This is a genomic window from Achromobacter sp. HZ01, assembly GCF_003267925.1.
Lineage (GTDB): Bacteria > Pseudomonadota > Gammaproteobacteria > Burkholderiales > Burkholderiaceae_B > Achromobacter > Achromobacter pulmonis_A.
The window spans coordinates 273,482-291,915 of record NZ_LWKV01000001.1 but is presented as its reverse complement, the minus strand read 5'-3'; the positions used below and the strand labels follow the sequence as shown (position 1 = coordinate 291,915).

13 protein-coding genes are annotated in these 18,434 nt (G+C 70.6%); 5 read left to right on the top strand and 8 right to left on the bottom strand.

Annotation, left to right across the window (positions count from 1 at the left end):
- Positions 1-22 precede the first annotated feature (22 nt).
- The 7 genes from ccoP to A6B37_RS01280 all read right to left on the bottom strand — a co-directional run bounded on the left by ccoP (position 23) and on the right by A6B37_RS01280 (position 6,017).
- A complete protein-coding gene (gene ccoP / locus A6B37_RS01310) occupies positions 23-970 on the bottom strand; it encodes a cytochrome-c oxidase, cbb3-type subunit III (RefSeq protein ID WP_102772342.1) in 948 nt (315 codons plus the stop codon).
- Positions 967-1,143, bottom strand: coding sequence for a CcoQ/FixQ family Cbb3-type cytochrome c oxidase assembly chaperone (locus A6B37_RS01305; protein WP_102772343.1), 177 nt, complete (start codon positions 1,141-1,143; stop codon positions 967-969). The genes ccoP and A6B37_RS01305 overlap by 4 nt, the downstream gene beginning before the upstream one ends.
- A gap of 2 nt (positions 1,144-1,145) precedes the next feature.
- Entirely contained in the window at positions 1,146-1,874 is a 729-nt protein-coding gene (gene ccoO, locus A6B37_RS01300) for a cytochrome-c oxidase, cbb3-type subunit II (protein ID WP_111824687.1), read from the bottom strand.
- A gap of 10 nt (positions 1,875-1,884) precedes the next feature.
- Entirely contained in the window at positions 1,885-3,372 is a 1,488-nt protein-coding gene (ccoN, locus tag A6B37_RS01295) for a cytochrome-c oxidase, cbb3-type subunit I (RefSeq protein WP_102772345.1), read from the bottom strand.
- Positions 3,373-3,526: 154 nt separating this feature from the next.
- A complete protein-coding gene (gene ccoS, locus A6B37_RS01290; protein WP_102772346.1) occupies positions 3,527-3,688 on the bottom strand; it encodes a cbb3-type cytochrome oxidase assembly protein CcoS in 162 nt (53 codons plus the stop codon).
- On the bottom strand, positions 3,685-4,656 hold the full coding sequence (locus tag A6B37_RS01285) for a hypothetical protein (RefSeq protein WP_111824686.1): 972 nt from the start codon (positions 4,654-4,656) through the stop codon (positions 3,685-3,687). The genes ccoS and A6B37_RS01285 overlap by 4 nt, the downstream gene beginning before the upstream one ends.
- 92 nt (positions 4,657-4,748) lie before the next feature.
- Entirely contained in the window at positions 4,749-6,017 is a 1,269-nt protein-coding gene (locus tag A6B37_RS01280) for an adenosylmethionine--8-amino-7-oxononanoate transaminase (RefSeq protein WP_111824685.1), read from the bottom strand.
- Between the two features lie 81 nt (positions 6,018-6,098).
- Here A6B37_RS01280 and A6B37_RS01275 point away from each other — a divergent pair, with 81 nt between their 5' ends.
- The 3 genes from A6B37_RS01275 to bioD are packed head-to-tail and all read left to right on the top strand — an operon-like array spanning position 6,099 to position 9,363.
- On the top strand, positions 6,099-7,286 hold the full coding sequence (locus A6B37_RS01275; RefSeq protein WP_111824684.1) for an aminotransferase class I/II-fold pyridoxal phosphate-dependent enzyme: 1,188 nt from the start codon (positions 6,099-6,101) through the stop codon (positions 7,284-7,286).
- Positions 7,283-7,942, top strand: coding sequence for an alpha/beta hydrolase (locus A6B37_RS01270; RefSeq protein WP_102772350.1), 660 nt, complete (start codon positions 7,283-7,285; stop codon positions 7,940-7,942). Before A6B37_RS01275 ends, A6B37_RS01270 begins: the two co-directional genes overlap by 4 nt.
- Complete coding sequence (gene bioD, locus A6B37_RS01265; RefSeq protein WP_111824683.1) at positions 7,939-9,363, top strand: dethiobiotin synthase; 1,425 nt, start codon at positions 7,939-7,941, stop codon at positions 9,361-9,363. Before A6B37_RS01270 ends, bioD begins: the two co-directional genes overlap by 4 nt.
- Positions 9,364-9,369: 6 nt before the next feature.
- On the opposite strand, the gene A6B37_RS25925 is transcribed toward bioD, so the two are convergent.
- Positions 9,370-9,678, bottom strand: coding sequence for a hypothetical protein (locus tag A6B37_RS25925; protein ID WP_146747986.1), 309 nt, complete (start codon positions 9,676-9,678; stop codon positions 9,370-9,372).
- On the opposite strand from A6B37_RS25925, the gene A6B37_RS01260 reads away from it, so the two are divergent.
- Complete coding sequence (locus tag A6B37_RS01260) at positions 9,677-13,792, top strand: hypothetical protein (RefSeq protein ID WP_111824682.1); 4,116 nt, start codon at positions 9,677-9,679, stop codon at positions 13,790-13,792. The genes A6B37_RS25925 and A6B37_RS01260 overlap by 2 nt on opposite strands.
- A 10-nt stretch (positions 13,793-13,802) precedes the next feature.
- Positions 13,803-18,428, top strand: a complete 4,626-nt coding sequence (locus A6B37_RS01255) for a hypothetical protein (RefSeq protein WP_111824681.1) — start codon at positions 13,803-13,805, stop codon at positions 18,426-18,428.
- Positions 18,429-18,434: the final 6 nt, after the last annotated feature.

Here is an 18,434-nt window from a genome sequence, read left to right as displayed (position 1 = left end):
GGGGATCGCCCGCCCCCTGCCCTTATTTCGCCGCCTCGTTGGACGCCACGGACTCGGCGCCGGGCTTGTTGGACAAGCCCCAGACCCATGCCGTCAGGATCTTGATCTGCTCCGGCGAGAGGATCTCTTCGTGGGCCGGCATGCGGTTGTCGCGGCCGTCCAGGATGGTCTTGACGATGGTGGCCTCGGAACCGCCGTAGAGCCAGACGTCGTCCGTCAGGTTGGGCGCGCCCAGCGCCTGGTTTCCCTTGCCGTCCACGCCGTGGCAGGCGACACAGAAGTTGGCGAACTCGCGCTTGCCGCGGAACACCCGCACCGGATCGGCGGTCAGGCCCGACAGCGAACGCACGTACTGGGCGATGTCGCCGGCGGTCTTGGGGTCGATGGTGCCCTTCCAGGGCGGCATGATGCCGACGCGGCCCTTGGTGATGGTCTGCATGATGGCTTCCGGCGAGCCGCCGTGCAGCCAGTCGCCGTCGGCCAGGTTGGGGAAGCTGGGCCCGCCCTTGGCGTCGGAGCCGTGGCATTGCGCGCAGGTGTTCAGGAACAGGCGCTGGCCGATTTCGCGCGCGCCCGCATCCTGCGAGATCTGCGGAATGTCCATGGTCTCGAAGCGCGCGTAGATCGGGCGCACGGCTTCGGCCATCCTGGCCTGTTGCTGCGCGACCTCGCCGGTGCTGCTGTAGCCCAGCTGGCCCTTGTACTCGCCCAGGCCGGGCATGAAGAACAGGTAGCCCAGCGCGAACAGGCACATCAGCAGGTACATCCAGGTCCACCAGCGGGGCACCGGATTGTTCAGTTCGGTCAGGTCGCCATCCCAGACGTGGCCCGTGTCTTCGACCTGGCCGGCGACCGGCTTGGTGCCGAGCCAGCGGCGCTGGGTGTACAGCAGCCAGATGCACCAGATCACGCCGCCCAGGGCGATGATCGAGATGAAATACCCCCAAAAGCCATTAACGAAATCGCTCATGACCGATTCGCTCCATCATGTTGTCCCGGCCCGAATTCATCGGGCAGTGCGAACGGCAGCATGGCCGATTCGCGGTTGGCGCCCTGGCGGCCGCGCGAGCAGGCCCACCAGACGATGCCAAAAAAGGTTGCCATCGAGATGGCGGTGACGATTGCGCTCAGGTAGCCCAGCATGGTCATTCTCCCGTTGCGGCCGGCGCGGCGGGTTGGGCGGGCTGAGCGGCGGGCTGGGGCGGCTGGGCCGCCCGCTTGGCCGCCTCGGCGGCTTCGGCCTGCCTGGCCTTGCGCACGCCGACGCCCAGGCCCTGCAGGTAGGCGACCAGCGCGTCTTCCTCGGTCTTGCCTTCGATGGCCTTGGGCGCCGCGGCGATTTCCTCGTCCGTGTAGGGCACGCCCAGCTTGCGCAGGGCGCGCATGCGCTGGTCCACGTCGGCGCCGGTGATGACGGTTTTCTCCAGCCACGGATAGGCCGGCATGTTGGATTCCGGCACCACCTTGCGCGGATCGCGCAGGTGGATGCGGTGCCAGTCGTCGGAATAGCGTTCGCCCACGCGCGCCAGGTCGGGACCGGTGCGCTTGGAGCCCCACAGGAACGGACGGTCGAAGACCGATTCGGCCGCGATGGAGTACGAGCCGTAGCGCTGCACCTCGGCGGCCAGCACCCGCACCTGCTGCGAGTGACAGCCCACGCAGCCTTCGCGGATGTAGATGTCGCGGCCCATCAGCCGCAGCGGGCTGTAGGGCTCGACGCCGGCGACCGCCTGGGTCGTGCTGTGCTGGAAGAACAGCGGGATGATCTGTACGAGGCCCGCGAAGGACACCACCAGGATGCTGGCGATGATCATCCAGCCGATGTTCTTCTCGAGCGTCTCGTGGGAAAAGAAGCCGCGTTGCTTGTTGGCCATGATGTCCTCGTCAAACGGTGGCCGGCACGGCGGTCGGAGCGACCGACGGACGCGCGCCATGGGGATCGTCCAGCGGAATGGCGGGGTTGACCGGGCGCGCGCCGCGCACCGTCATCCACACGTTCCAGGCCATGACGAACACACCCGACAGGAACAGCGTGCCACCCAGCAGGCGGATCAGGTAATACGGAACCCGCGTCTTCAGCTCTTCGACGAAGCTGTACACCAGGGTGCCGTCGGCGGCGGTGTCGCGCCACATCAGGCCCTGCTGCACGCCGGCGATCCACATGGAGGCGATGTACAGCACCACGCCGATGGTCGCGATCCAGAAGTGCAGTTCGATGGCCTTGACGCTGTACATCTTCTCGCGGCCGTACAGGCGCGGAACCAGGTAGTACAGCGACCCGAAGCTGATCATGGCGACCCAGCCCAGCGCGCCGGAGTGCACGTGGCCGATGGTCCAGTCCGTGTAGTGCGACAGCGCGTTGACGGTGCGGATCGACATCATCGAGCCTTCGAAGGTCGACATGCCGTAGAACGACAGCGCCGTGACCATGAACTTCAGGATCGGATCGGTGCGCAGCTTGTACCAGGCGCCCTGCAGGGTCATGATGCCGTTGATCATGCCGCCCCAGGACGGCGCCAGCAGGATCAGCGAGAACGTCATGCCCAGCGACTGGGTCCAGTCGGGCAGCGAGGTGTACAGCAGGTGGTGCGGGCCCGCCCACATGTACGTGAAGGCCAGCGCCCAGAAGTGGACGATGGACAGGCGGTAGGAATAGATGGGACGCCCGGCCTGCTTGGGCACGAAGTAGTACATCATGCCCAGGAAGCTGGTGGTCAGGAAGAAGCCCACCGCGTTGTGGCCGTACCACCACTGCACCATCGCGTCCTGCACCCCGGCGTAGGCCGAGTAGGACTTCCACATCGAAACCGGCATCTCGATGTTATTGAAGATGTGCAGGATGGCGATCGTCAGGATGTACGAGCCGAAGAACCAGTTGGCCACGTAGATGTGCTTGGAGCGGCGCTTGACGATGGTGCCGAAGAACACGATGGCGTAGGCCACCCACACCAGCGTGATCAGGATGTCGATCGGCCATTCCAGTTCGGCGTATTCCTTGCTGCTGGTGAAGCCCATGGGCAAGGTGATGGCGGCGGCGACGATGACGATCTGCCAGCCCCAGAACGTGAACGCGGCCAGCGGGCCACAGAACAGGCGGGCCTGGCAGGTGCGCTGCACGACGTAATACGACGTTGCGAACAGCGCGCTGCCGCCGAATGCGAAGATGACCGCGTTGGTGTGCAGCGGGCGCAGGCGGCCGTAGGACAGCCACGCCGTGTCGAAATTCAGCTGCGGCCAGATGAGCTGCGCGGCGATAAATACGCCCACGGCCATGCCGACGATGCCCCAGACCACCGTCATGAGCGCGAACTGCCTCACGATCCGGTAGTTGAAGGTATCGGCCTTGTTTGCGATTGCGGCGCAATCGTTCATCACCTTCCCCTAAAGAGAAACAATTAGATCCAAGTTGCCATGATGGCGGTTGGCGGCCAAACGGACGTTGATATGAATCAAACCCTGTCGGCAGTACGGGGGAACAAGCAGGTTGCGCAACAGATCTATGGCTGGCGCGGCGGGCATGGGGGCTTCAGCCCCGTCCGGCGGGCCCGCTGTCGTCGTCGCGCAGAATGGCGCTGCCGGCTTCGTCGGTGTCGTCGTACTGGCCGTTGAACACGGCCCACCAGAGCGACACGCCGATGGCCAGCACGAACAGCAGCGACAGCGGCAGCAGCAGATAGAGGATGGTCACGGCGCGGCCTCGAACGCGGCCGACGGCGGCGCGCCGGACCAGTCGCGGCGGCACAGGCGCCAGGAGTTGTAGGCCACCGCCAGCGACGACACCAGCATGGTGATGGCGGCCAGCCAGGGCGTGACCCAGCCGACCACGGCCAGCGGCGTCATGAGCAGGTGCCAGACCACCGAGCCGTGCAGGTTCTGGCGGGCCTTCTTGCGCGCCTCGGCCAGCAGCGCGTCCAGCGCGGCGTCGGGCATGGCGGGGTCGGCGGCCAGCGCCGAATGGGCCGAGGCCATGGCGGTGGGCACCGCCATCGACATGGCGCAGGGGCAGCTCATCACCAGCAGCGCCACCATCACGGGGATGCTGTGGGCGGCGTCGATATAGGCCCAGACGGCGGCCGCGGCCAGCGCCAGCGCCACCTGGACCATGACGAAGCGCGAGGCCAGCCGGTCGGCGCGCGCGCCCAGCGCCAGCCGCTCGGCCTCGATGCGCTCGTGGCGCGCCCCGCCTGCGGCGCCGCCGAAGGACTGGCGGGCGCACAGTTCGAGATAGCGTGCGGTCAGCAGGAAGGCCACGAACATCGTGACCGAATCGAAATACACCTCGCCGCGCCCGGTGTAGGTGGCGTGGACGCTGGGAATGAAGGCGGCGACGATGCCCAGCGCCACCGGCACGTCCATGCCGGCGCGGCCGCGCCGCAGGTTCTCGCCGGCCAGGCGCCAGATGGGCCAGGCCGAATACAGCACCACCGGCACGGTCAGCGCCAGGCTGGCCCAGTTCATCAGCACGATGGCCCAGTCCAGCGTCTCGAGCGCGTCGGCCGGGATGCCGTCGTGGCGCAGGTAGCCGGGCCAGGCGAACATCATGACCTGCATCATCGCCAGCCACGCCAGCGACAGGCGCACCAGCGCATGGCGGCGCAACTGGCGGTCGGCCTGGGGCAGGCCCGCCGGGACGGCAAAGATCGATTTGGCTCGCATGCGCCGATCGTACCCAGCGCCGGGCGGCCCTGCCTTGATCTGAATCAAGGCGCCCCTGGCGGTTTGTTGCGCCCGGCTCAGGGACGCCCGGTTCAGGGGCGCTGGCGCCCCAGCACTTCGTTCACGGCCCGCATCAGGCCGGCAAGGTCGTCCTCTTCTATGGTCAGCGCCGGAGTCAGGTAGACCACGTTGCCGAAAGGCCGCACCCAGACGCCGGCCTCGACCAGCCGCCGCTTGAGCGCCTCGCGGTCGCCGATGCCGTCCAGCTCCACCACCCCGATGGCGCCCAGCACCCGCACGTCGCGCACCCAGGGCAGGTCGCGGCACGGCGCCAGTCCCGCCGCCAGGGCCTCGGAGATGGCGCGGGCCTGTTCCAGGCGCGGCTCGCGCTCGAACAGGTCCAGCGAGGCGTTGGCCGCCGCGCAGGCCAGCGCATTGCCCATGAAAGTGGGGCCGTGCATCAGCGCGTGCGAAGGATCGTCGGACCAGAAGGCGTCGAACACCCGGCTGCTGGCGACGGTGGCCGCCAGCGGCAGGGTGCCGCCGGTCAGGGCCTTGGACAAGGTCAGGATGTCCGGCCGGATGCCGGCCTGCTCGAACGCGAACATGCTGCCGGTGCGCCCGAAGCCGGTGAAGATCTCGTCGAAGATCAGCAGCAGGCCGTGGCGGTCGGCCAGGCGGCGCAGCCGCCGCAGGACTTCCGGGTCGTGCAGCAGCATGCCGCCGGCGCCCTGCACCAGCGGCTCGACCAGGATGCCGGCCAGCCGCGGCGCGTGGCGCTCCAGGTGGTCCTCGAGCGCGGCCAGCTCGGCCTCGCCTTGCGGCAGATCGACGATGTCGTGCTCGGCCAGCATGCCGCGGTACAGGCTGTGCATGCCCTCTTCCGGATCGCACACCGCCATGGTGCCGAAGGTGTCGCCGTGGTAGCCGCCGCGAAACGCCAGGAAGCGGGTGCGTCCGCGCTCGCCCTGGTTGAGCCAGAACTGCAGCGCCATCTTCATGGCCACTTCCACCGCCACCGAGCCGGAGTCCGTATAGAAGACGCGGTCCAGGCCCGGCCCCAGCAGCGCGGCCATGCGGCGCGCCAGCGTCAGGGCCGGTTCGTGCGTCAGTCCGCCGAACATCACGTGCGGCATCGCGTCCAGCTGCGCCCGCACCGCCTGGGCGATGTGCGGATGGTTATAGCCATGGCAGGCGGTCCACCAGGACGCCACCCCGTCGATCAGGCTGCGGCCGTCGGCCAGTTCGAGCCGGCTGCCGTGGCTGCGCACCACCGGCAGCGGCGGCGTGGCTGTCTTCATCTGGGCATAGGGCAGCCAGATATGGGGATGGCCCCGGGCCATCCAGTCGGGCGTGTGCATGAATCACCTCCACTACAATGGCCCGCATTCTACGGCCTGGCGCCGACCTCACGGTCCGCCCGGCCGCCGCAGGACGGGTCGATGTCGAAACTGGATACGCTGTTTTTCTCCGAGCTGGCGCGCGCCGAAACGCGCCAGGTCAGGCGCCGCCTGCGCACGGCCGGCGCCGCCGCCCCCGGGCATCTGCTGCTGGGCGGCGCGCCCATGCTTAACTTCTCCAGCAATGACTACCTGGGGCTGGCGCGCCACCCGCTGCTGGTCGAGCGCGCGCGCGAATGGGCGGCCCGCCACGGCGCCGGCGCCCAGGCCTCGCGCCTGGTCTGCGGCAATCTGGACCTGCACGAACAAGTCGAAGCCAAGCTCGCCCGCCTCAAAGGCACCGAGGCCGCGCTGCTGCTGGCTTCGGGCTGGCAGGCCAACGCCGCCGTGCTGCCCGCCCTGCTGCGCGCGGCCACCGGCCGGGGCGAGGTCGAGCTTTACGCCGACAAGCTCAACCACGCCAGCCTGCACCACGGCTGCCAGGCCGCCGGCGTGCGCCAGATCCGCTTCCGCCACAACGACCTGGCGCACCTGGAAAGCCTGCTGGCCGCGCGCGCCGCAAACCCGGCGGACAAGCCCGTGACCCGCTTCATCGTTACCGAAAGCGTATTCAGCATGGACGGCGACCGGACCGACGTGGCGCGCCTGGCCGACCTGGCCGACCGCTACGACGCCTTCGTCTACCTGGACGAAGCCCACGCCACCGGCGTGCTGGGCCCCAACGGCATGGGGCTGGCCGGGCTGGCGCCGGGCCGGATCGATCTGGCCATGGGCACCTTCAGCAAGGCGCTAGGCGGATTCGGCGCCTATGTGGCCGGTTCGCGCGCGCTGTGCGACTACCTCGTCAACGCCTGCTCCGGCTTCATCTACACGACGGCGCTGCCGCCCGCGGTGCTGGGCGCCATGGACGCGGCGCTGGACCTGGTGCCCACGCTGGACGCCGAACGCGCCCGGCTGGCGGCCGCCGGCGACCATCTGCGCGCGTCTTTGCAGGCGCTGGGGCTGGACACCGGCGACTCGTCCACCCAGATCGTGCCGGCCATCGTCGGCGACGCGGCCCGCGCGCTGCGGATGGCGTCGGCCCTGGAACAGCGCGGCCTGCTGGCGGTGGCGATCCGCCCGCCCACCGTGCCGGCCGGCACCAGCCGGCTGCGCGTGACCCTGAGCGCCGCGCACCGCGACGCCGACGTGGCGCGCCTGATCGACGGCTTCGCCGCGGTGCTGGCGTGACGCGCCGCCCCACCCTGCTGTTCGTCCACGGCTGGGCCTTCGACGCCTCGGTCTGGACGCCGCTGCGCGCCGAGCTTGGCGACTGGCCGCAGGCGGCCTTCGACGCCGGCTATTTCGGCGCGCCCGAAGACCCCGCCGTCGACGGCCCGGTCATCGCCATCGGCCACTCGCTGGGCGCGCTGCGCCTGCTGCGCCGCCTGCCGCCCGGCTGCCTGGGGCTGGCGGCCATCAACGGCTTTGCGCGCTTCGCCGCCGGACCCGGCTTCGAGGCCGGCGTGCCGCCCCGCATGCTGGACCGCATGCAGAAGCGCCTGGCCGCGGACCCCGAGGCCGTGCTGCGCGACTTCCGCCAGCGCTGCGGCGCGGACGCGCCGTTCGGTCCGCCCCGGCTGGAGCCGCTCGAACGCGATCTGCGGGCCCTGCGCGACGAGGACCGGCGCGCCGCCCTGGCCGCGCTGCCGGCGCCGCTGCTGGTCCTGGCCGGCGCGCAGGACCCCATCGTGCCGGCCGCCATGACGCAGGCGGCCTTCGCCGGCGCGCCCGGCTGCGAGCTGCGCTGGCGCGAAGGCGGCGGGCATCTGCTACCGGTCTCGGACGCGCGCTGGTGCGCCGACGCGCTGCGCGCCTTCATCGCCCGCGCGGCGGGCGCGCCATGACGGCCGTCCCCGTCGCGGCGCGCTTCGGCGCGGCCGCCCGCCGTTACGAAGACCATGCGCCGGTGCAGCGCATCACGGCCGAACGCCTGGCCGACGACATCGCGCTGCTGCCGCTGCCGCGCCATCCGCGCATCCTGGAGATCGGCTGCGGCACCGGCCTGCTGACCCGGGCGCTGGCGCGCCGCATCGGGCCGGCCGACTGGACCGTGACGGACATCTCGCCCGGCATGCTGGCGGCCGCGCAAAGCCGCCCGCCCCCGCCCGGCACGGTCCGCTACCGGTTGCTCGATGGCGAGCGCCCCGAAGGGCTGCCCGGGGGCTACGACCTGATCTGCTCCAGTCTGGCGGTGCAATGGTTCTCCGACCTGAACGCCGGCCTGGGCCGGCTGGCCGCGCTGCTGGCTCCGGGCGGCCGCCTGGCGGTGGCGACCCTGGCTGCGGGCACGTTCCAGGAATGGCGCGCGGCCCATCGCGAGGCCGGGCTCAGCGCGGCCACGCCGGCCTATCCGCCGCTGGACGCCATCCGTCCGGGCATGGGCAATCTGACGGGTGGCGTGCGCGGCGAACGGCTGCTACATAATCATCCTGACGGCCTGCATTTCCTGAAGGGCCTGAAGGGCATCGGCGCCACCAGCCCGGCGCCCGGCAGCAAGCCGCTCAGCCCCGCCGGATTGCGGCGGGTGCTGGCGGCATTCGATCGAAGAGGAGCCACGGTGACCTATCACCTGGCCTATGGCATGTGGAAAAAAACTGATCAACGCCCCGCCGGCGTATTCGTGACCGGCACCGACACCGGTATCGGCAAGACCCTGGTGTCGGCCATCCTGGCGCGCGCCTGGAACGCCGACTACTGGAAGCCGGTGCAGACCGGCGTCTCCGAGGAACCAGGCGATACCGAAACCGTGGCCCAGCTGGCCGGGCTGCCGCCCGAGCGGCTGCATCTGCCCGCCTACGTGCTGCAGGCGCCCCTGTCGCCGTGGGCGGCGGCCACGCTGGAAGACGCCGTGGTCGACGCCACCAGCATCGTCCCGCCCGCCACCCAGGCCCCGCTCATCGTGGAAGGCGCGGGCGGGCTTTACGTGCCGATCGACGACACCCACATGATGATCGACCTGATCGCGCGTCTGGACCTGCCCGTGGTGCTGGCCGCGCGCAGCGGGCTGGGCACCATCAACCACACCCTGCTCAGCCTGGAGGCGCTCAGGCGGCGCGGCATCGCCGTGCTCGGCGTGATCATGAGCGGGCCGCTGTCGGCCGGCAACAAGGAAGCCATCGAGCGCTTCGGCAACGTGCGCGTGCTGGCCGAGATCCCGCCGCTGTCCAAGGTCGACGCCGCCACCGTCGAGGCCCTGGCTTGCGGCATCCCGTCGCTGGAAGACTGCCTGACCGAACTGGGCGGCGCGCCGGCCGTGGCGGGCTAGCCGCCGTTACGAATACGTACAAAATAAATCCGGCGCGCGCGGCCGCGATCCGCGCGCCGCGCCCGTGCGCGCCATCCTGCGTTCTCCGTGCCGGATGGCTGCCGCCGGCTGGGTTTCGATATGGATTCCGGCTTGCGCGCCCCCGCTTTCTACATCCAAAAGCCACATCCCGCCTTGCGCGGCGGCGTCCTCGCGCACGGACGCGCCGTTGTTGACCGCTAACGCAACACAACGATAGATTTCGGCGAATTGCAGTTCTATACGCTGGCAGTTGGTCGTGTTCCCAGGTTTTCTTCTTTGCAGGAGAGCTGGCATGGTCACCAGAAGGCTGCACATTCCCGTCCTCGCCCCCAATCCCAACCGCAACTTCTTCGACGGCACCCGTCCGGGCCAGCCCGTGCTGCGTCCGGCCGACCTGCTGGCCCTGCGCATCGAGCTGCACAACCTGACGATCTCGCCCGGCCAGCCGCCGCGGCTGCGCAAGACCGGCAGCGGCGCGGCCACGCTGATCGTGCACTTTCCGCCGCAGTCGATCGCGGAACAGACCTTCCTGGAAAACGCGGCCAGCCAGGACGAGGACTCGCTTGCTCCTCCGCCCGTGCGGGCGCGCATCGCGGGCGAATCCCGGCTGGCCTTTGCGGTCCCGGATGATTTCGACGCGCCCTACACGCTGGAAGGCGTGCTGGCCGCCATCGAATCGCTGCCGCCGGCCGTGGCCGCCAACGCCCGGCCCCCGGCCGCGCCCGCCCCGCGCCTGGTCCTGCGCGATCTGTTCGACAAGCGCCTGGACAAGCTCAGCCCGGCGCAACGCGCGGCGCTGTCGAGCTTCGCCTTGCGCAATGCGCGCCTGGCCATGCGCCAGGACGCGCCCGGCGCGCTGCAGCGGCGCCTGGCCGGCGGCGGCGTCGGCCTGCGCCCGCCGCGGCCCGGCCCGGTCGCCGCGATCCGCACGCCGCAGCGCGCCGGCGCCATCATCGACATCCTCAAGCGCGGCCCCCGGCCCGCGGCCCCAGGCGCGCAGCAGACCGCCATCGAACTACCGTGGCGCCTGATCCTCAGCCCGCACGCGCAGACGAGTTGGCGGCACGCCAAGTCTCCCGCCACCTCGGCCGCCACCCTGCACACCGAGCTGTGGCACACGCGGCTGCTGGCGACGCAGGACGGCGACGCGGTCGAACCGCCCGCGCCGGATGCGCGGCGCACGCTGCGCGCGATCTGGGCGCTGAGCGGCGAGGGCTCGTCCATGCCCATGCAGTCGGCCTATCCGGTGCCGGCCGACCAGCGCCTGCCCGCGCCCGACGCCTCGCCGTTCCTCATGCCGATGAACGATTACGATCGCTACCAGATCGCGCACCTGTCGTCGAATTTCTCGGCCGCCAGCTACACGCCGCAGCCTATCGCCACCCGCCTGCTGATGCTGTCCTCGCTGGGCGCCTGGCTGGATTCGCGCGGCAACTGGGACGGCCCTGGGCTGTCGCTGGAGGAATGGACGCACCGCGGCGCGATGGGCCGCGACCACTACGTGCGCATCGTCTACAAGGGCTTCCTGTTTCCGTTCGGCCACCGCGCGGCGCTGATCAAGGTCAGCGAACGCAAGTTCCACCCGGGCCGGCCCGGAAACGTCGCCTATCTGCGCCAGCGCCAGTTCATCATCGTGCGCCAGCGCGAGCGCGTGTACGACCTCGAACTGCCGGCGCGCGACGGCGGCGTCGGCGACCCGATGCTACTGAACCTGCAGATGCCGTTCTCCAGCGTGCGCATCCTCACCACGGTCACGCCCAACCTGGACCCGGCCGGCAGCCCCGCCAGCAATATCGACAACCAGGACATCAAGCTGTTCTGGCCTTGCGTGGCGGGCGCGCCTTTCAGCTTCGCCTGTTCGGCCACCGACACCGACGGGCGCAGCGTGCAGTTCGGCCTGCCCATGATCTTCATGATTGGCGACAAGGCCAGTCCGCGCGGCCAGAGCGGGCAGTCGCTGGTGCCGCTGTGGCCGCAGGCCGAGGCCTTCGCCCAGCAGGCGCAGACGGCCTGGCGGCGGCCCGACCGCAGCGGCCGGCGGGTCGCGCAGCTCAACCGCCAGCGCGTCACGCTGGCGCCCAGCCAGAAGGCCGGCGACACAGCGGCCGAGGTGGAATCCATCGAGTTCGACGCCGTGGTCGATCCCGGCAACGCCGGACTGCGCGCCTACAGCGACGGGCTCAACGACGCGCTGTTCTATCCGGGCGTCAAGCGCGCCTCCATCCGCATCGCGGCCTTGTCCGGGCTGGCCGGCGGCGACGGCCACAGCGTCCTCAGCTGGAATGCGCACTATCTCCGCTTCGGCTTCGACGCCGCCAACGTCGGCCAGGTCTTCGGCGACATCGACGCCGACCCCTTGCACCGCGGCAACGCGGCGCTGGACTTTTCCCGGCAGGGCGACCGCGCGGGCGGTTTCGTGCAGCCCAACCTGCGCCCCACGGCGCTGTCGCGGCTGGCCGGACCGGTCAGCGGCTCGGTGCAGGAGTTCGTCGCCGGCCGCATGAAAGGCGACGACGTCTTTCCCAAGACGCTGTCGGACCTGCCCCTGCCGCTGTTGTTCGGCTGTATCCCGCTGGGCGAGGTGATCGAGGCCGTGGCCAACGCGGCCAACACGCCCGAGCGGGTGCCGCGCTTCGTGGCCGAAGGCTGCAGCCAGCTGGAAAGCCTGACCAACGACATGGGACGGCTCTACGCCCTGGTGGCGGACCTGGCGCAGCAGCCCCGCCGCATCGCCCAGGGCGCCCTGAAAGCGCTGCAGGCCAGGTTCCAGGACCTGCAGGCCCAGGCCCTGGCCTACGCGCCGGCCCTGGTGGCCGGCGCCCGGACCCGCGTCGACGCGCTGAGCGCGGCGATGCAGGACGTGGTGGCGCAGATCGAACTGCTTGCCGGACAGTCCTTCGACGCCGCGCCCGCCCTGCCGGGGCTGCCCGCCGCGCTGGACGCCGCGCGCGCCGCCGCCACGGCCGTGCGCACCGCGGCCGACGCCCAGGTCGGCGGCGTGGGCCTGCCGGACGGCTATCGCCAGTCGCTGCGGCAGGCCGCCGGCGCCGCGCAGGAACTGCTGGACAGCCTGGGCGCGATTCCCGCGCTGCTGGTCCAGGGCAAGGCGTTGTACGACGCGCTCGACGCCGTCGTCGGCCAGCCGGGCCAGCTGGATCAACTTTTTTCGGACGCCGCGACGCTCAAGCTGCGCCTGCAGGCCATCGGCGATGCCGCCCAGCCCCTGTTGCAGACCATCGGCACCGCGCGCCTGCTCGAAGGCGCGCCCCGTCAGGTCGCGCAGGGCGCGCTGCGCGCGGTGCAGCTGGCGGTCGACGCCGTGCTGGCCAGCGCCCAACTGCTGGACCTGCTGTGCGGCGACGAGCTGACCCTGCGCTTCGACTGGAACCCGGTGATCCGCAACTGGCCGGCCGAAGCCGGCAAATCGATATTCGTCGCCAACGACCCGCAAGGGCTGCGCATCGCGGTCGAGGCGCGCGTGCGCAAGAACGGACAGAGCGCGCCCAAGCTCTCTGTCGCCTGCTCGCTCAAGCACTTCGACCTGGTGCTGATCGCGCCGGCCAGCTTCCTCGAACTGAACTTCGAGAAGATCGAGTTCCGCATCGACACGGCCGCCAAGATGGACGTGGACGTGCTGCTTTCCGACATCAAGTTCGTCGGTCCCCTGTCCTTCGTGGAAACGCTGCGCGACCTGATCCCGCTGGACGGTTTCTCCGATCCGCCCTATCTGGACATCTCGGCCAAGGGCGTGGACGCGGGCTTCGACGTGGCGCTGCCGGCCATCGCCATCGGCGTGTTCAACCTGTCCAACCTCAGCCTGGGCGCCGGCTTCACCGTGCCCTTCATCGGCCAGCCGCTGGCCGTGCGCTTCAATTTCTGCACGCGCGAACAGCCTTTCAACCTGTCGGTCTGCATGTTCGGCGGCGGCGGCTTTTTCGGCGTCACGCTGGACCCGTCCGGCATCCAGCTGCTGGAGGCCGCGTTCGAATTCGGCGCCAGCGTCTCGGTCAACCTGGGCGTGGCTTCCGGCGGCGTGCACGTGATGGCGGGCATTTACTTCCGCATGGAAAAAGACGCCTGCTCGCTGGCCGGCTATTTCCGAATGGGCGGCTGCGTCAGCGTGCTGGGCATCGTCAGCATCTCGATCGAGATCTACCTGGAACTGCGCTACGAATTCGAGAGCGGCAAATGCGCCGGGCGCGCGACCATCACCGTCGAGATCGAAGTCTTTATGTTCTCGACCAGCGTGTCGCTGTCGTGCGAGCGCAAGTTCGCCGGCTCCAACGGCGACCCCGGCCTGCGCGACCTGATGGGTCCCAGGCCCGACCTGCCGCTGGCGCAGGAGCTGGCGCAGATCGACGACGACACGCAATACGCCTGGCGCGAGTACGCCGAAGCCTTTGCCTGAGGAGCGTTCCATGGCCAAGCAAACCATCGTCTGGACCGTGATCCCCCACGGCCGCGTGCCTGACGGCGCCGACGCCGGCCGGCTGCGCGTCTCCATCGTGGCCTCGCCCCGGCTGACGCCGGAATCCGAGGACGAACAGCGGCTGGGCGCCTACGCCGACTGGCGCAACTGGCCGCGCACGCTCGAGCGCCTGCGCTTCGGGCTCAATACCGGCGCCGAGGAAATCGAGCTGGAGCCGCAGCTGCAGGCCGACCCGGCGCTGTGGGACCGGCTGCTGCCCGCAGCCACGCCGGTCGCCGGCTTCGTGTTCCGCGACATGAGCACGGTCAATCTGTTTTCTTATTCGGTGGCCGCGCTGCTGGGGCTGGCGCGCAAGCACTACGGCCGGATGGCGGTGCTGGCCACCGGCACCCACCCCACTTTGCTGCCCTGGCGCGAGGCGCATCCCGTGCTGAAGGACATGCTGAGCGACTGCGGCACGCGCACCGCCATCCTGCCCATCGGCGACCGCCGCATCGAAGTGGCGCTGCCCGGCTTCGGCCGCTTCTTCGACGATGGCGCCGAAGGCACGGAACGCGCGCTGCGCGCCCAGGTCTACGGCCCCGGCAGCATCTACCATGGCCGCGCCGCCGCCCCCGGCGCGGACCACGACGGCAACCCGCTGCCCGCCTCCGGCTTCGCGCTGCGTGCGCTGCCGACCCGCTGGAACGACGCGGCGCTCAACAACACCGACCAGCACCTGATGAAGCAATGGAATTCGCAAGCCGAGTACTCCCTGTATCAGGCCAACCGCTTTTACCGCCGCGAACCGCCCAGCATCGAACAGCAGAAAATACTCAGGCCCGACGGTTCCCCCACGCCGCCCGCCCCCGCGGCGCCGGACATGGATTTCCACGCCATCGTGGCCTCCTACGCCGACTATCCGGCGCTGCTGCGCCGGCTGGGCCTGGTCATCGACTGCCTGCTGCCGGCGGACTCGCCGCTGGAGCGGCAACTGGCCGCGGCCGGCGCGGCGCAGGGCCGCTTCTTCCTGGTCCTGCGCTGGCAGGACGCGCACGATCCCGCCGACGACGCCTGTCCCGCCACCGCCTGGGCCGCGGACCCCGAGCGCTTCGTCACGCGGCCGCGCAATCCCGACCACGAACGCGGCATGCTCAAGCTGCGCCGCGCCGACGACAGCTGGGACCTGTACGAGCCGCGCAGCCCGTTCGACGTCTACCAGGTCGACCCCGACGGCGCCGCCCTGAAAACCGTGGACTTCGTCCTGACCGCGCAGAACCTGATCGCCCGCAGCCTGGCGCTGGGCGCCGACGGCGCCGTGACCTACACCACCGGCGACAAGCAGGGGCTGGCCGCGCTGCGCTCCGGCGGCCTGGGCGTGGCGCGGCGCGGGCGCGCCTGGGAGGTGGCGCAGAACGCCGCGGCCGCGGCCCTGAAGAACGCCGCGCTCGGCGGCGCGCCGGGCAGCATCGTGCTCTACGCCGAAGACTTGCTGCGCGGCTACCGCGTCGACGTGCAGGCGCAGGGGCCGGGCGATCCCGAACCGTGGCGCTCGCTGTGCCTGCGCACCGGGGTCTACCGCTGCGCCGACGGCGGCCCGCCGCTGGAGCTGCCCGACGACGAAGGCTATGTGAAGGGCGCGTCCACCACCAGCGGCGGCGCGCAGCCCGACGACCACTACCTGCACGAATCGCTGTTCCGCTGGACTGGCTGGAGCCTGGTCGCGCCGCGCCCCGGGCGCACGCTGCGCGCGCGCGAAGATCCCGCCAGCGGCGTGCAGGGCGAGACGCCCGAAGACGTGCAGGACGCCGCGCCCGCCGGCGCGGGCAACGGCCTGGCGGTCAGCTTCGCCGCGCGCAAGGGCAGCCTGCCGCGCCTGCGCTTCGGCATGTCTTACCGCCTGCGCGCGCGGCTGGTCGACCTGGCCGGCAACAGCCTGGCGCACGACGATCCCACGCTGGAGCGCGACGACAACGCCACCCGGCCGGTCGGCTACTGGCGTTTCGAACCGGTGGACCCGCCGGCGCTGCTGCACCGCGCCCGCGTCAGCGAAGGCGAATCGCTGGAGCGCATGGTGATCCGCAGCAACGCCGGCATGGACCCCGAAGCCTGGCTCGCCAGCCCCGACTTCAAGGCCGCGCGCCAGCAGTCCGGCCCCACCGATTTCGACGACACGCCCGCCAACGAACGCCACGTCGTGCCGCCCAAGGCCTCGCAGCTGCAATGCGAAACGCACGGCCTGTTCGACGCCATGATGGACAGCCCCGCCGGCATCAAGCAGGCCTATGCCATCGCCGCGCGCGACGCGGCCACGCTGTACGACGCCGGCCCCGGCACGCAGATCGAACTGGTCACGCCGCAGGCGCTGGCCGACGTCGCCACCACCGACGCCGTGCCGCCGCAGCTGCCCTCGCCCGAACATCCCGCCGGCGAACGCCTGGCCGCAGGCCAGTACGTCATCCACCGCGAGGCGCAGGTCAACACCCCCTATCTGCCCGACCCGGCGGCCGGCGGCTTCGCGCTGCGCGCGCAACCCGGCCATACCCTGCCCGGCGTGACCGGCCCCAAGGCGTTGGGCCCCAGCGCCGCCATCGCGCAGACTCCGTCCCAGGAACTGGTGCTGCTGGTGCGCCACGCCGGCGCCTGGCCCGACACCCAGGGTTTCCGCATCGTGCTGCAGGAACGCAAGGCCACGCTGGACGACCCGCCTTGCGCGGAACGCTACGCCGACGACGGCGCGCCCACCTGGGACGAGGCCGCGCGCGTCCTCACCCTGTACCTGCCCAAGGGCCGCATCGCCCGGCTGCGCTACGCCAGCTTCGTCAATCCCGGCCTGATAGACGCCTTCGGCATCCCGGCCTGGGCCGGCGCCGAAGGCGAAAGCGCCGGACTGCGCCTGGCCGCCATGCTGGGCAGCTGCTGGATGGTCACGCCCTACCGCCCGCTGGTGCTGGTGCACGCCACCCAGCAGCCGATCTGCGATCCCGTGCTGCTGCTGCCCGGAGAACTGGCGCGCGATCCCGGTGCGCCCCACGTCGACCTGCAGGCCCGCGTCCGGCTGCATGGTCCCACCACCGGCAAGATCGAAATCGAAGCCGACTGGCACGAATGGGTCGACGACCTGGACAAGCCGCGCCCCGAACGCGTGGCCGGCCATGGCGTGCTGGCCGAGATCGCGCTGTCCGAGAACTATCCCAACCTCTTCAGCCTCAGCAACGCCGTGGCCGAACAACAGGCCGAAGGCGGCAAGCAGCGCGCGGCCGGCAACCGCCACGAATTCGGCGACACCCGCTACCGGCTGATCCGCTACCGCCTGCGCGCCGCCACCCGCTTTCGCGAATACCTGCCGCCGACGCTGTACGCCCAGCCCGACAAAGTCACGCGCCTGGGTCCCGTGGCCGACGGCCCCGTGGTCGAGACCGGCGCCGACGACGATCCCGGCGCGCCGCAGCAGGTGCGCGCCGGCACGGCGCAGAACACCGTCGTGCCCGCCAGCGCGCCGCCCGACGTCCCGCGCCTCATGTACGTGCTGCCCACCTTCCGTTGGGAAGAAACCCAGGGCCCGGGCACCCTGGACGTGACCCGCCTGGGCAACGGCCTGCGCGTCTGGCTCGAACGCCCCTGGTTCTCGTCCGGCGACGGCGAACTGCTCGGCGTCGTGATCGGCGGAGACGGCAGGAACTTCACCGACATCCCCGACAACCTGGTCCCGCTGGTCACGCAATGGGGCATGGACCCCTTGTGGGACACGGCCCAGCCCAAGCACCGCGCGCGCGCCTCGGACTTCCCCGCTCGCGTGGCCGACGAAGCCGTCCGGCTCCAGGAGCTTCCCGCCAACGTCCACGTCGTCGGCCACCGCGTGCACTGGGACGAGTCCCGGGCCCGCTGGTACTGCGACATCGAACTCGACCCCGGGCGCACCTACATGCCCTTCGTGCGCCTGGCGCTGGCGCGCTACCAGCCCAACGCCATCGCCAGCGCCAAGCTCTCGCGCGTCGTGCTGGCCGAATTCTCCCAGCTGCTGCCGCGCCGCCGCGCCGTGTTCGAGCACAAGCGCGGCAAACTCGAATTCGAACTGCGCGGCGTGGTGCCGGCGCATGGACCGATGAAATTCCCGGTGGACTCGGAATACCTGGACATTTCATACATCCCCGGCATCGGCCAGACGCCCGAAAGCGGCCGCAACCGCATCGAACTGGTATTGCAGACCCGCGACCCGGCGCTGGAAAGCGACCTGGCCTGGACCGACGCCAAGGTGCTGGCCTCCGGCCTGCTCGATCCGTCCGGTCCCGCGCGTACGCCGGACAGGCCCGTCATCCCCGACCGCTGGCGCGACCTGCCGCTGCGGGAAGTCGCGACGCCGGCCGCCTTCAGCGAAGTCTTGCGATCCGGCGGCGGCGCCCTGCGCTTTCCGCCGGTGCTGGAAGGCCCGCTGCTGGGCGACCTGCTCGATCCCGTCATCTGGTCCGCCAGCGTCGCGGTCCCGGACGCCGGCGGCAAGCCGGCGCGTATCGCCGTGCGGGAGTATGAGCGGTATTACACGGACGCAAGCATCACGCAGCGGCGCGGCAATGCGCAGCACCAGCGGCGGATCGTGGAGGAGCGGCTGGTGTATGTGGCGTTTTTTGGGGTTTAGTCGCCT

Coding starts and splice junctions, on each gene's coding strand:
- A6B37_RS01285 (WP_111824686.1), bottom strand. CDS start 4,656: ATGCGAGCCAAATCGATCTTTGCCGTCCCGGCGGGCCTGCCCCAGGCC.
- bioD (WP_111824683.1), top strand. CDS start 7,939: ATGACGGCCGTCCCCGTCGCGGCGCGCTTCGGCGCGGCCGCCCGCCGT.
- ccoN (WP_102772345.1), bottom strand. CDS start 3,372: ATGAACGATTGCGCCGCAATCGCAAACAAGGCCGATACCTTCAACTAC.
- A6B37_RS01280 (WP_111824685.1), bottom strand. CDS start 6,017: ATGCACACGCCCGACTGGATGGCCCGGGGCCATCCCCATATCTGGCTG.
- ccoP (WP_102772342.1), bottom strand. CDS start 970: ATGAGCGATTTCGTTAATGGCTTTTGGGGGTATTTCATCTCGATCATC.
- A6B37_RS01275 (WP_111824684.1), top strand. CDS start 6,099: ATGTCGAAACTGGATACGCTGTTTTTCTCCGAGCTGGCGCGCGCCGAA.
- ccoO (WP_111824687.1), bottom strand. CDS start 1,874: ATGGCCAACAAGCAACGCGGCTTCTTTTCCCACGAGACGCTCGAGAAG.
- A6B37_RS25925 (WP_146747986.1), bottom strand. CDS start 9,678: ATGCCAGCTCTCCTGCAAAGAAGAAAACCTGGGAACACGACCAACTGC.
- A6B37_RS01260 (WP_111824682.1), top strand. CDS start 9,677: ATGGTCACCAGAAGGCTGCACATTCCCGTCCTCGCCCCCAATCCCAAC.
- A6B37_RS01255 (WP_111824681.1), top strand. CDS start 13,803: ATGGCCAAGCAAACCATCGTCTGGACCGTGATCCCCCACGGCCGCGTG.
- A6B37_RS01305 (WP_102772343.1), bottom strand. CDS start 1,143: ATGCTGGGCTACCTGAGCGCAATCGTCACCGCCATCTCGATGGCAACC.